Here is a 13,439-nt window from a genome sequence, read left to right as displayed (position 1 = left end):
AGTATCACTAAACGCCAATGCTCGGAATCTGATTGGTGAGAGCCGTCAGCGAGTATCACTATTCTGTTATGTCTCCTCACTAAGCGATAAAGAGCGCAAGCCAACGTTCAGACGCCGTAAATACTTTGCTGACGGGCTCCTGCCCTTGGCAAAGTCCCGCTACGGCTTCCTGCCTGCGCGACAAATTTACAAATTTGTCCTATGTAGGCTCGGCGCTGGCTTCCATGCCAGCGACGCTTCACTCTAGTCTCGCTCTCTTTAACGCCCAGAAATTGCAGTGACTAATTGGAGCATGCGGGCTTATTTGGCAAGCGGGATAAATAGTTCATCAACAAGCTTCTGCTGCAGGACGCAGCAGTAGAGCCATCATGGATGATTTCATGCCGTCTTGTTGGGGAATTGTTTGTCTCGGTTGGAACGTCATAGCCAACAAGCATAAAAAAAGCCGGTCAGAGACCGGCTTTCTTGCTATCGAGAAACTCGATTATTTTTTAGCAGCAGCTTTTTTCTTTGCTGGCGCTTTTTTAGCAGCTTTTGCTACCGCATCAGCACTGTCTTCTGCTTCTTCGTATGGACGACCGTAGTAAGTATCCAACAGAATTTGCTTCAGCTCGCTAACTAGTGGGTAACGTGGGTTCGCACCAGTACATTGGTCATCGAACGCATCAACAGCCAATTGATCAACTTTAGCCAAGAAGTCAGCTTCAGCAACACCAGCTTCCTGAATAGACATTGGGATACCCAACTCTTTCTTCAGATCTTCCAACCAGTTCAGCAGGGCATTCAGCTTCGCTTCAGTGTTACCTTCACGGAAGCCTAAGTGCTCAGCAACTTCTGCGTAACGAGCTCGGGCTTTCGGACGGTCATACTGAGAGAACGCAGTTTGCTTGGTTGGCGTGTTAGTAGCGTTGAAGCGAACCACGTTAGCCAGCAACAAGGCGTTAGCCAAACCGTGTGGAATGTGGAATTCAGCACCCAGTTTGTGAGCCATTGAGTGACACACACCCAAGAAAGCGTTAGCGAACGCGATACCAGCGATGGTCGCCGCGTTGTGTACTTTCTCACGAGCGATTGGATCGTTCTTACCATTCTTCACAGAGCTTGGCAGGAAGTCTTTTAACAGTTTCAGAGCTTGCAGCGCTTGACCGTCAGAGTATTCGTTAGCCAGAACAGAAACGTAAGCTTCCATCGCGTGAGTAACCGCATCGTAGCCACCGAATGCTGCCAGAGAAGCAGGCATATCCATCACCAAGTTAGCGTCAACGATAGCCATGTTTGGCGTTAGCTCGTAGTCAGCCAATGGGTATTTCTGGCCAGTAGTATCGTCAGTTACAACGGCGAACGGAGTAACTTCTGAACCTGTACCTGAAGTGGTAGTAATACATACCAACTCAGCTTTAGTACCCATTTTAGGGAACTTGTAGATACGCTTACGGATGTCCATAAAGCGCATAGACAGATCTTCGAAATCAGTCTCTGGGTGCTCGTACATAACCCACATGATTTTCGCGGCGTCCATTGGTGAACCACCACCAATCGCAAGGATTACGTCTGGCTGGTAAGTACGGCAAACTTCTGCACCTTTCTTAACGATAGTCAGCGTTGGGTCCGCTTCAACTTCGTAGAAAGTTTCAACTTCCATACCTTTGTCTTTCAGGATATTACGCAGGTCATCAGTGTAACCGTTGTTGTACAGGAAGCTGTCAGTCACGATCAGAGCGCGTTTCTTGCCTTCCAGATCATCCATAGCAACTGGCAGTGAGCCACGACGGAAGTAAACAGACTTAGGTAGTTTGTGCCACAACATGTTTTCAGCTCGCTTAGCAACAGTTTTCTTGTTGATCAGGTGCTTAGGACCAACGTTTTCAGAGATGGCGTTACCACCCCAAGAACCACAACCCAGAGTAAGAGAAGGCGCTAGGTCGAAGTTGTACAAGTCACCGATACCGCCGTGAGAAGATGGCGTGTTAACCAGAATACGAGCGGTCTTCATTTTGTCGCCGAAGTAAGAAATACGCTCAGCGTTGGCGTCTTGGTCGGTGTACAGTACAGATGTGTGACCAACACCACCGATATCAAGAACAACAGCTGCTTGGCGAACTGCGTCTTCGAAATCTTTTGCTTTGTAAACACCCAAAGTTGGTGACAATTTCTCGTGAGAGAATTCGTCATCATAAGATGCTTCAAGGCCTTCACCAATCAAGATCTTGGTGGCTTTAGGAACCGTTACGCCAGCCAGTTCAGCGATTTTGTATGCTGGTTGACCAACGATTTTTGCATTCAAAGCACCATCGATCATCAGTACTTTACGTACTTTGTCGGCATCTGCTTTGCTCAGTACCGCAGCGCCGTAGCGAGCGAAACGTTCAAGAGTAGCATCGTAGACGTCTTCAACGATGATGGCTGCTTGCTCAGAAGCACAGATAACGCCATTATCGAAAGTTTTAGACATCAAGATAGAAGAAACAGCACGTTTAATGTCGGCAGTTTCGTCGATAACAACAGGCGTGTTACCAGCACCAACACCAATAGCAGGCTTACCAGAAGAGTAAGCAGCTTTCACCATGCCTGGACCACCAGTTGCAAGGATCAAAGCGATGTCTTCGTGCTTCATCAACTCATTTGAAAGTTGCACAGAAGGTTGGTCGATCCAACCGATGATGCCTTCTGGCGCGCCAGCTTTAACTGCAGCGTCCAAAACCAGCTTGGCAGCGTAGTTAGTAGCATTTTTCGCACGTGGGTGTGGCGAGAAGAAACAACCGTTACGAGTCTTCAGGCTGATCAGGGCTTTAAAGATTGCAGTAGAGGTCGGGTTAGTCGTTGGCACGATGGCGCAAACGATACCTACTGGCTCAGCGATAGTGATAGTACCGCCTTCGTCGTTTGACTCGATGACACCACAAGTTTTGTCATCTTTGTATTTGTTGTAAATAAACTCAGAAGCAAAGTGGTTTTTGATCACTTTATCTTCCATTACGCCCATGCCGGTTTCTTCGGCGGCCATTTGAGCCAATTCAATACGAGCGGTAGAAGCAGCGAGAGAAGCTGCGCGGAAGATTTTGTCGACTTGCTCTTGAGAGAAAGAAGCGAACTCTTTTTGAGCAGCTTTTACGCGTGCGATTGCTGCGTTGAGTTCTTCTACGTTTGTCACTTGTGACATTGTGTAACTCCGTTAAGTTTGAAATTTCTTGCCTAAACCAGCTTGCTTTTTTTAGGGTTCCGAAGAACGATTCTGCGCAAGTATAGTAGATAGTTATAAACTTGGTTTAAGCCTGAAATCTCTGTGGGTGGCGCCATTATAAGTTTATTGGCATGACCAAATTTGATGTTGATCAAGTGAAATTAAATTACAGAAATATGGGCGGTAACGCTCAAAAACTGTACCTTGATCACGCAAATTCGATCCGCGAGTTTCAATTCAGAAAGTTATAACGGCGAGCGCAACATTACCGAAAAGCTTATTAATTTCAATAGCCAAATTAACAAACATTGATCTGGCATTATAAATAGTTATTGATGAGTGCGGTTTTTCGTCAAAAAATTTCAATCGCTGGTTTGACGAAGCCCAGCTACAATGCGCACCTTCTTTGATTGACCCGCAATAGGGGACACAGTTATGGCGTTTGATACCGCCCTTTATTTGCAGTTTTTTATCGGCCTGATGGCGATCTTGAATCCATTTGGACTGCTACCTGTGTTTATTGGCCTCACCAGCCATCAAAGCCATAGCGAGCGAGCTCGGACCAATACCGTGGCGATTTTCACTGTCGTGGTATCACTAGTGACTGTGCTATTGGTGGGGCAACTGATCCTGCAAATTTTTGGTATTAGCATTGCCAGTTTTCGGATTGCCGGTGGTGCGATGTTGGTGATCATTGCCATGAGTATGCTGAAAGGGCAGATGAGCGATGTTCGTCGCAACCCCGATGAAGTCAGTGAATCAGTCACTCGCGAATCCATCGCTGTGGTGCCGCTGGCGATCCCGCTGATTGCAGGGCCAGGTGCGATGACCACGGTCATTGTGTATTCGGCAGAGCATCCGGACTGGCAGCACTTGCTGGGCTTTAGCGCCGGTATTGTCGCCTCAGCGGCGATCTGTTTGGGGGTATTTCGCGCTGCGGCACCGTTATCTGATTTTCTCGGTCAAACCGGTATAAACATCATTACCCGAATAATGGGTTTGATCATGATGGCAATGGCCGTTGAGTTTATGGCCCAAGGTTTGAAGGACATCTTTCCGGTGCTTGCCTCTTAAACTTCAGCCTAATCGTCAACAAGGTTAGGCAAATAGCTCACCATATACCCGATGTGCTGACTGGTCTGTCAATGACGATACCCAGTCAGCAATGACCCGCATCTGGCCGCTGGTGGCACTTTGCTGTCGCCACTGATCTCTGGCTTCCATTGGCAACAAACGCTCAGGGTCTGAAGCGTAGGCTTCAAAAATCGCCATAATCATCTGCTGCCCTTTGTACTCAGCCGTTTGCACCTGATGCGATTGGATCACGCGTTCCAACACAAAGCGTTTGAATATCGTCAGTGCTTGATGAGCGGGGTCTGGTAGTTTGGCATTGTATGCTAGCAACGGCTCGGCAAATTCTGCTTTGCGGTAGACTTCAATGGCGGTAATAAAGTAATTCACCAAGGCACCGATTGCATTCTTGCGGACATAAGTAAAGCGGCTGAACAGTTGCTCACTGATAGCCATGACGTTGGTGGCCAACCAAGGATCGTCGATTTCCATCAACGCCAATTCAGCTTTTAACCACTCATCGCGCCGCACCATGTTCAAAGTGATGGCATCTTCCAAATCGTGAATGCCATAGGCGATATCATCGGCTAATTCCATGATCGAGCAGTCGAGCGATTTGTGAATGGCTTTGCGATGATTACTTTCACGATCGACGCTGCGGGTGAATTCATGGCGGTCGGCTCTCGATAGCGGCTGCAACAACCAGTCAAACCAGCGCTGATCGCAGTCATACAGAGCTTTGGCTGGGTGCCATTGACCTGCTTTGAGGATGCGGCCAGTCATCACCGTCGTTTCCGGCATCATAGGTTTATGGACATTGGCCATCAATACAGGGTATTTCACTAGTCCCAATAAGCTTCGCCGGGCTAGGTTCATGCCAAAGTATTCGGTATATGGTTCAAGTGTTGTGACTATTCGAAATGTCTGGCCATTGCCTTCAAAGCCACCATGGTGGCGCATCATGTAATGCAACGCGGTTTCGCCGCCATGACCAAACGGTGGATGGCCCAAATCATGGGCTAGGCACAGCGTTTCAATTAGCTCGACGGGGCCAAGCAGCGCTTTTAAGTCTGGATACTTCGAACTAAGTTGGGCGTGAATACCTGAGCCTATTTGGCTTGCCTCGAGCGAGTGAGTCAATCGAGTTCGATAGAAGTCGGAACTACCAACACCGTGGATCTGAGTTTTGGCCTGCAAACGACGAAATGCAGCTGAATGCAACACCCTTGCTCGATCGCGCTGATAGGGCGAGCGATGATCGTCTCGTCGTTCTTTGTTTTCATCGGACCGGCGTTGACTCCAATCACTCATAGCAAGCAATTCCAGATATTGTTCAAATTGTTAGTCAGCTTCGCACAGACCGCCAGAAGCAACAAGCTCGGCCAGCAATTAGTCCAGCAACTGCTAAACTGCTTGTCATCAAACCAATGCTGGAAACGAAATGATGAGTTTGTTCTCAACGTGGGCTCGATTGTTAATCATCTCCGCGGCGTTTACGTTCAATTGTGCGGTGGCAGACGAACTGGCATCTTGGCAACCTGGGGAGGCCAAACAACGGCTGATATCTTTTGTTCAGCAAGTCAGTGATGCTAATTCAGCTCATTTTGTTGCGCCTTCTGAGCGCATCGCGGTGGTCGACAATAATGGCACTTTGTGGGCCGAACAACCCGCTTCCCCGCAACTGTTGTTTGCCATGGCACAAGCCAAAAACATGGTCAAAGCAAATCCCCAACTAGGCAAACAAGCGGTATTCAGTGCCGCTGCCGATGGTGACATCGAGACACTGCGGCAGCAAGGCATCGAAGGTTTGCTGCAACTGTTTATTGCCACTCATGTCGGCTTACCGATTTCGCAATTCGAAGATCGTGTTAATGATTGGCTGGCTGAAGCGAAAAACCCAGAAACGAATCGCCTGCATACCCAGATGGTTTATCTGCCGATGATGGAATTAGTCAGGTATTTGCAAGCGAACGACTTTGATATTTGGCTAGTGACCAGTGGTAGTTTAGGGTTTGTTCGAGCTTGGAGCGAGCAGTTGTACGGTATTCCGCCTGATCGAATTATCGCGAGCGAACTAAAAACCGAGTTTAGAGTGCTGAATGGCCGTCCGAGCCTGATTCATATGCCAGAAGTGGGCTTTATCAATACCGGCGGCAATAAAGCGGTTGCCATTAATGAACGCATTGGTCGGCGACCGATCCTAGCGATAGGAAATTCGGACGATGATATTGCCATGCTGCAATGGACCAGCGCTGGTGACGGTAAGCGCTTAGCTGCGCTGATTCACCACACTGATGGCGAGCGAGAATGGGCTTATGACAAAACCGAATCTGCGTCGAACTTAGATAAGGGGCTTGAGTTGGCACCGGCCAATGATTGGCTCGTTGTCGATATGAAAAAGGATTGGCGACGGGTATTTGATTGGCAGTGACAATGGCAATCAAACTCTCATGATTTTCTCAGTAACAGGAACCGCAATTATCAGGGATTGAAATGGACTTATCATTTAAAAGGTTGACCTTTCGAGTCACCTTGGTGGGCTTGTGCTCTCTAATCGCGATAGTGACCAGTTTGGTTGCAATATCGCTGCAATACTACTTTTCTAAACAAATTACCGTTAACGCCAGTCAGCAACTCACTCATCAAATCGCACAGCAAATCGAACAGTCGATCGACAAGATGGATCAGACTGCTTCTAGCACAGTTTCGATATTGGCTCAGCATTCAGATTTAGTGTCGGAATATCAGGTTGGGCGCAAAACAGATCGCTTTTTGGCCGATGTGCTGCTTGAGTTCAATGACTTGTATGCCATCTATTACGGTTTCGAAAATGGTGATTTTTACGAGATTATTAATCTCGAAGCAAACTCTACCATTCGTCAACAGTTGAACGCTGCCTTTGAGGATCGATTCATTCGCATCCACATCTTCAGTGAACAAGGTCAGCGTTGGAAGAAGACTGACTTCTTAGATGAGCAGTTGCGGTTGAGGCATTCTCATATCGAGCCGTCGAGTTACGATGCGCGTAAGCGGCCATGGTTTACCAACGCCTCTTCTGACGCTGTTTTTAAAACTAAGCCTTATTTCTTCCAACATCTGAAAGCGACAGGCAAAACATATTCTCGAGTGGTCGATGGTGCGACTAGCATCATCGCTGTCGATCTAACGCTCGCCACTATTACCGAGCAGCTTGCCGATACGCTCGATGGCATCGAAGGTTACGCATCAAGCGAAGGCTACATCTACGGTGAAAACGGCGATTTGATTCTAGCCAACAAACAAGGTGCGGCGAACGATGCATTTGAGGTAACGCCACTGGCGTTATCGCCGGAGCAAGTCAAATTTCGCGATAGTTTGGGCACTGTCATGATCAGCAATGAAAATGATTGGGCGCCAATTGATTTTGCTATTTCCGGTGAGCCCAAGGGCTTCACCCCAGAGTTATTCAAAATATTGGCTGAAAAGCTGAGATTACCAATAGCTTTCGTCAATGGCTACAGTTGGAGTGAGTTGGTGGAGCTCTATCTGGATGGGGTGATTGATGTGTTACAGCCGATTCACCGCACTGCCAACAACATCGATTGGGGGATCTATTCCGATCCCTTGTTGCATATGCCAATGGCCATTGTCACCCAATCCGGGGCGCCAGTTGTCTCATCGCTCGAGCAACTCAATGGTAAGCGCTTGGCTGTTCCGCGAGGGTGGTCGATTCTGCGATCAATTGAACAGAGTTACCCAGATATCGAATTGGTTGTGGTTGATAGCCTTATTGCTTCGCTAAATGCTGTTAAGAGTGGTCTTGCCGATGCAGCGATTGATTCGGAGCTAATAACTACATACACCGCAAAAATGTATTTTCTTGATGGGCTCGCATTTCACCCAGGTGTTGATGTCAGTGAGTTAGATTTTGACACCAACTTAAGGTTGGTGAGCGCAGATAAAAGGCTGACTGACTTATTCAATTATGCGTTGACTAATCTTGATGACGCAGAGCACGCCTACCTGAACAACAAATGGCTAGCGTTTGACAATGGTAGCGCCTCGGTTGAGGAGTCAAGCACAGTGCCGTATCAGGAGCTGATCACTCTAGCCAAGGAAGAGCAATACCATGGTTATTTACGCACTGAGACCATTGCTGGCAAGGATTTCTTATTGTTTGTTACGCCAACTTCCCTCGGCCCGTTTGAGCGCAATTATTTGGCGTTGATGTTGCCCGTTGCCGACGTTTATGCGGAAGGTCTTAGCCATGTCAAAAAATCTATCACCATCACTTTAATCATACTGGCGTTGTTATTGCCTCTTACATGGCTAGTCGCTAGCCCAATTGTTAGAGCGATGCGCTCACTGTCAGTCGAGAATGAAAAAATCAGGAATCGCCAATACGACCAGTTAGCGCCTCGTTCAAGCTTTATTGTTGATATTGATGAAGTGTTTGTGTCACTGAATGATATGGCGTTGTCGATCCAAGATTATCAGCGTAAGCAAGCAGAGCTGCTAGATTCGTTCGTTGAGTTAATAGCACAGGCGATTGATGACAAGTCTCCTTATACCGCTGGACATTGTAATCGAGTCCCTGAACTGGGTCTGATGTTGGCTGCGGTAGCAAGTGAGGATAACACTGAGCACTTTAAGTCCTTCGCCCTTGATACCGAAGACAAGCGACGCGAATTCAAATTAGCCGCTTGGCTTCATGACTGCGGCAAAGTGATTACGCCAGAACACATAGTCGACAAGGGCTCTAAACTTGAGTGCATCTACAACCGTATTCATGAAGTGCGGATGCGTTTTGAGGTGATATGGCGTGATCTTGAAATCGACTTCCTCAAACAAGCTGCAGAGCAACCTGGGCAGCGAGCAGAGCTGCTTCAATCGCTCAATCAGCAACGTGAACAGTTGCAGAGTGACTTTGAGTTTGTGGCTGCGTGCAACCAAGGTGGCGAGTTTATGGCGGACGATAAGCTGGCTAAACTGGAGCAAATTTCGAATCGGACTTGGCAGCGTCACTTTAGTGACCAACTGGGGTTATCACCGCTCGAAGAACTATCAGTCGGTGAACGGCAATCATTACCGGTGACCGAGAACTTGTTGATGGATAAAGATAGTCATATTGTCCATCGCGCCGCTCCCATTCAATATCCACCGCATTTGGGAATCAACGTTGATATCCCCGAGTACAAAGCGAACTTGGGCGAATTGTATAACTTGAAAGTTGGCCGCGGTACGCTCACGCCCGAAGATCGATTCATTATCAATGAGCATATTATTGGCACTATTAAAATGCTCGATTCGATGCCATTTCCTGAGGAAATGGCTAACGTGCCAAGGTATGCATCGACACATCACGAAACGCTCAAGGGAACCGGTTATCCGCGTAAGTTAAGTGCTGAACAGCTATCGATACCCGAGCGAATACTGGTGTTGGCTGACATTTTCGAAGCGTTAACGGCATCTGACCGGCCTTATAAAAAAGCCAAACCGCTCAGTGTCGCTATCGATATACTGCACAAGATGTGCCTTGATCAACATGTTGATATTGAAGTGTTTCGGCTGTTTCTATCGTCAGGAGTCTATTTGCAATATGCCCAGCGCTTCTTGCCCACTTCACAAATTGATGAGGTCGACATAAAAAAATACCTCTGATGAGGCATTTGGCGCTGTGAAGCTTGGCGGCGGGAGCGATTGCGCTCCCGTCAATATAGCTACTGGCGATAGTTTTCTAAGAAGCGGCCGATTTTCTGTATCGCGCCCTCCAATTCTTCTGCTCTTGGCAGCGTCACGATGCGGAAGTGATCCGTGGTTGGCAAATTAAATCCCGAGCCTTGCACGACCAGAATTTTTTCTTGTAGCAACAAATCCAGCACGAATCGTTCATCACTGTGAATTGGGTAAACTTCTGGATCGAGTTTTGGAAACACATACATGGCGCCTCTGGGGCGAACACAACTAACCCCGGGGATTTTATTCAAAGCCTTCCAGGCGACATCCATTTGCCGGTGCAAACGGCCTGTAGGCAACACCAGATCATTGATACTCTGATAACCGCCAAGGGCAGCTTGTACGGCATTTTGACACGGCACGTTGGCACATAAGCGCATTGACGCCAGAATGTTCAAGGCGTCGATATAGCTATTAGCACGGCGTTTGGCGCCGCTGATCACCATCCATCCAACACGAAAACCAGCAACTCGATACGACTTTGATAAGCCATTGAAGCTGACAAAGAGCACATCATCAGCAAGCGAGGCGAGGGCGATGTGCTCGGCATCGTCATAAATCACCTTGTCGTATATTTCATCAGCGAAGAGGATCAAATTGTGCTCTCGGGCGATTTCAACTAAGCCCTCTAATATGTGGCGAGGGTATACAGCGCCAGTCGGATTGTTTGGGTTAATGACCAACAAACCTCGAGTGCGAGGGGTAATCTTGGCACGAATATCATCTAAATCCGGGTACCACTGCTCACTTTCATCACAGTGGTAGTGCACAGCCTTGCCTCCGGCCAGCGTTGTTGCTGCAGTCCAAAGTGGGTAATCGGGCGCCGGAATGAGCATTTCATCGCCATCATTTAACAGTCCTTGCATGGCCATGACGATCAATTCGCTAACACCGTTGCCCATGTAGATGTCATCGATTTCGACGCCCATGATGCGTTTTTGCTGACAATACTGCATCACTGCTTTGCGGGCTGAAAACAAACCTTTGGAGTCGGCGTAGCCTTGGGCCTGGGGTAGGTTATGGATAACGTCAATAATCAGCTCTTCCGGCGCATCAAAGCCAAACGGGGCGGGATTACCAATATTCAGTTTGGTGATCCGGTGACCGTCGTCTTCAAGACGCTTGGCTTCTTGCAAGGCTTGTCCACGGATTTCGTAACAAACGTGGTCGAGCTTGCTGGAATGCTGATAGGAACTCATGTGTTCAATGTCCTTGTTATCAAATGAAAACTATATTGGATTGGCCATAGGACTGCTCACCATATCACTGAGAAAGCGTGTCAGGAAACGTTTTTTAGCCTGAATTTAGGTGCAACTGAAACCATAGCTCGAAATTCTCAAATCAATGCTTGATCTGGAGTTAACTCCAACTTTTATACTCCGCGCCATCAATCGTTTTATTTGATAATTACTCGGATTGTCTAACCGACAGGTGGAGAGCAAGATGAAAACAATGCAATTGGGTAAAACCGATCTCGACATCAGCCGTATTGGCCTTGGCGCATGGGCGATTGGCGGTCAATGGCAATGGGGCTGGGGAGCACAACAAGACAGTGATTCCATTGCTACCATTCAACATGCGATTGCGCAGGGCATCAATTGGATTGATACTGCTCCGGTTTATGGTCTTGGTCATTCTGAAACCGTTGTTGGACAAGCGATAAAAGGTATGTCAGAGAAGCCATTGATCTTCACCAAGTGTTGTTTCCAATGGAATGATAAAGGTGAGACTTGGCCTGATTTGTCGGCGGCCAGCGTTCGCGCTGAAGTTGAGGCCAGTCTCAAACGATTAGCCGTCGACACGATCGATCTGTACCAAATTCACTGGCCTGATCCAGCCGAGCAGATTGAAGAAGCTTGGCACACCATGCAGCTACTGAAACAAGAAGGGAAGATTCGTTATGTCGGTGTTTCTAATCACACGATCGATCAGATGAGCCGGCTTGAAGCCATTGGTCATGTCGATAGTCTGCAACCGCCTTACAGTTTGATTAACCGTCAATATGAACAAGAGGTGTTGCCTTGGTGTGCGCAAAACCAAACTGGCGTCATTGTCTATTCGCCGATGGGTTCAGGTATGTTAACTGGTGCCATGACTCGAGAGCGCATCGCCAACTTGCCCGCTGATGATTGGCGTCGCAATGCTGATGATTACCAAGAGCCCAAGTTGACGGACAATTTGGCGCTGGTCGAAAAACTGAAAGTGATTGCCGATAAGCACGGGGTTAGCGTTGCTGAAGTGGCCATCGCCTGGACTTTGACTAACCCTGCTGTGACCGGCGCTATTGTGGGCATGCGTTCACCACAACAAGCAGATGGAGTCGTCGGAGGTGCCAGCTTGCTGCTTGATGAAGAAGATATCGCTCTGATTGCGGGTTAATCGATTCAGCAGCAATGGCTGTGGTGGCTTAGCTGCCACAGTCGATGGATTCTCCGCGACTTAAGGCATCGTAGTAAGCAATTTTCTGATCAATGCGTTTGAGGTTGGTCCGCAATGTTGTCAGTTGTTGCCTGATGTCTTGTTGGTGTTGCACTAGGATGTGTTGCCGCTGCTCTGTCGTATGCTCCCCTTGCAGTAACAAGTCTCGGTATTGGCGGATGATGTCGAGGCTCATGCCGGTCGATTTCAAACACAAGATAAAGCGCAACCACTCCATGTCGTTTGATTGATAGCGGCGATGGCCACTGGCAGTTCGACAACTTCGAAGCAACAACCCTTGTTTTTCATAAAATCTTAGCGTGTCTGGTGTGACGGCGAGCTGATCGGCAGCTTGTTGAATCGTTAACGAAGGGTCTTTTGCTGGCATATGGGCTCGTTGCTCACGGTTGAGAGATTGTTTTACCGAGCATAGTACCAACGATTGATCCGTTGTTATAATCCGGCGTCTTTAACCCTGACAGAACAAGGTAAATACCATGCTGTTGGTACCTGATAGCGCGCGATTACGGTTTGAAATGATGACGGCGAACGATGCTGAATTACTGTTTCAGCTCGATCAAGATCCTTTGGTCATGCGTTACATCAATGGTGGTAAATGTACCACTCGAGAGGAGATCGCCAAAGTCTATGTGCCGCGAATGGAATCCTACAGCAATCCGCAAAAAGGCTGGGGTTTGTGGAAAGTCAGCTTGAAGTGTGATGGTGAATTTCTTGGTTGGGTATTGGTCCGGCCGATGGACTTCTTTACCGACTCGCCGCAACACAACAATTTGGAACTTGGCTGGCGCTTTCATCGCAAAACGTGGGGGCAGGGCTATGGCACTGAGGCCGCGCAAGCGATTGCCAATGCTGTGATTGGCTTGGGAGAAGCCAAATGGCTCACTGCGATTGCTTTGGAACAAAACAACGCGTCCATTGGCATCATGAAAAAGCTCGGGATGAGCTATTTGAAAACTGGCCTGCACAAAGATCCACTGGGCGATGTTGAAGTGGTCTATTACCAGTGTCGTGTCTTTTAGCTCGCACAGTTCCA

The 13,439-nt window shown here is 48.1% G+C and carries 9 protein-coding genes; 5 read left to right on the top strand and 4 right to left on the bottom strand.

The genetic code is table 11. The features are described from left to right. Positions 1–484: 484 nt before the first annotated feature. Positions 485–3,160, bottom strand: coding sequence for a bifunctional acetaldehyde-CoA/alcohol dehydrogenase (gene adhE, locus CBE68_RS04595; protein WP_087504879.1), 2,676 nt, complete (start codon positions 3,158–3,160; stop codon positions 485–487). 456 nt (positions 3,161–3,616) lie between these two features. Here adhE and CBE68_RS04590 point away from each other — a divergent pair, with 456 nt between their 5' ends. Continuing rightward, positions 3,617–4,255, top strand: a complete 639-nt coding sequence (locus tag CBE68_RS04590; RefSeq protein WP_087504878.1) for a YchE family NAAT transporter — start codon at positions 3,617–3,619, stop codon at positions 4,253–4,255. Between the two features lie 24 nt (positions 4,256–4,279). Here the strand turns inward: CBE68_RS04590 and CBE68_RS04585 are convergent, their stop codons facing one another. Continuing rightward, the gene (locus tag CBE68_RS04585; RefSeq protein ID WP_087504877.1) at positions 4,280–5,563 is read right to left on the bottom strand and encodes an anti-phage deoxyguanosine triphosphatase; all 1,284 of its coding nucleotides are present in this window, start codon (positions 5,561–5,563) and stop codon (positions 4,280–4,282) included. A 130-nt stretch (positions 5,564–5,693) separates the two neighbouring features. Between CBE68_RS04585 and CBE68_RS04580 the strand changes: the two genes are divergently transcribed. Beyond that, positions 5,694–6,683: an HAD family hydrolase gene (locus tag CBE68_RS04580; RefSeq protein WP_087504876.1), complete on the top strand. Its 990-nt coding sequence runs from the start codon at positions 5,694–5,696 to the stop codon at positions 6,681–6,683. A gap of 62 nt (positions 6,684–6,745) precedes the next feature. After that, positions 6,746–9,892 (top strand): HD domain-containing phosphohydrolase, encoded by a 3,147-nt coding sequence (locus CBE68_RS04575; RefSeq protein ID WP_087504875.1) that lies wholly within the window; start codon positions 6,746–6,748, stop codon positions 9,890–9,892. A gap of 59 nt (positions 9,893–9,951) precedes the next feature. On the opposite strand, the gene CBE68_RS04570 is transcribed toward CBE68_RS04575, so the two are convergent. Beyond that, entirely contained in the window at positions 9,952–11,166 is a 1,215-nt protein-coding gene (locus CBE68_RS04570) for a pyridoxal phosphate-dependent aminotransferase (protein ID WP_087504874.1), read from the bottom strand. A gap of 244 nt (positions 11,167–11,410) precedes the next feature. Here CBE68_RS04570 and CBE68_RS04565 point away from each other — a divergent pair, with 244 nt between their 5' ends. After that, a complete protein-coding gene (locus CBE68_RS04565) occupies positions 11,411–12,346 on the top strand; it encodes an aldo/keto reductase (RefSeq protein ID WP_087504873.1) in 936 nt (311 codons plus the stop codon). A gap of 28 nt (positions 12,347–12,374) precedes the next feature. Here the strand turns inward: CBE68_RS04565 and CBE68_RS04560 are convergent, their stop codons facing one another. After that, positions 12,375–12,773, bottom strand: coding sequence for a MerR family transcriptional regulator (locus CBE68_RS04560; protein WP_087504872.1), 399 nt, complete (start codon positions 12,771–12,773; stop codon positions 12,375–12,377). Between the two features lie 109 nt (positions 12,774–12,882). On the opposite strand from CBE68_RS04560, the gene CBE68_RS04555 reads away from it, so the two are divergent. Further along, complete coding sequence (locus tag CBE68_RS04555) at positions 12,883–13,425, top strand: GNAT family N-acetyltransferase (RefSeq protein ID WP_308477806.1); 543 nt, start codon at positions 12,883–12,885, stop codon at positions 13,423–13,425. Positions 13,426–13,439 lie beyond the last annotated feature (14 nt).

Source organism: Neiella marina, assembly GCF_002165625.1.
GTDB lineage: Bacteria > Pseudomonadota > Gammaproteobacteria > Enterobacterales > Neiellaceae > Neiella > Neiella marina.
This window is presented reverse-complemented; position numbering and strand designations above follow the sequence as displayed.

Excerpts from the sequence above, each read along its gene's own strand:
- adhE (WP_087504879.1), bottom strand. The coding sequence starts at position 3,160 with ATGTCACAAGTGACAAACGTAGAAGAACTCAACGCAGCAATCGCACGC.
- CBE68_RS04590 (WP_087504878.1), top strand. The coding sequence starts at position 3,617 with ATGGCGTTTGATACCGCCCTTTATTTGCAGTTTTTTATCGGCCTGATG.
- CBE68_RS04585 (WP_087504877.1), bottom strand. The coding sequence starts at position 5,563 with ATGAGTGATTGGAGTCAACGCCGGTCCGATGAAAACAAAGAACGACGA.
- CBE68_RS04580 (WP_087504876.1), top strand. The coding sequence starts at position 5,694 with ATGATGAGTTTGTTCTCAACGTGGGCTCGATTGTTAATCATCTCCGCG.
- CBE68_RS04575 (WP_087504875.1), top strand. The coding sequence starts at position 6,746 with ATGGACTTATCATTTAAAAGGTTGACCTTTCGAGTCACCTTGGTGGGC.
- CBE68_RS04570 (WP_087504874.1), bottom strand. The coding sequence starts at position 11,166 with ATGAGTTCCTATCAGCATTCCAGCAAGCTCGACCACGTTTGTTACGAA.
- CBE68_RS04565 (WP_087504873.1), top strand. The coding sequence starts at position 11,411 with ATGAAAACAATGCAATTGGGTAAAACCGATCTCGACATCAGCCGTATT.
- CBE68_RS04560 (WP_087504872.1), bottom strand. The coding sequence starts at position 12,773 with ATGCCAGCAAAAGACCCTTCGTTAACGATTCAACAAGCTGCCGATCAG.
- CBE68_RS04555 (WP_308477806.1), top strand. The coding sequence starts at position 12,883 with ATGCTGTTGGTACCTGATAGCGCGCGATTACGGTTTGAAATGATGACG.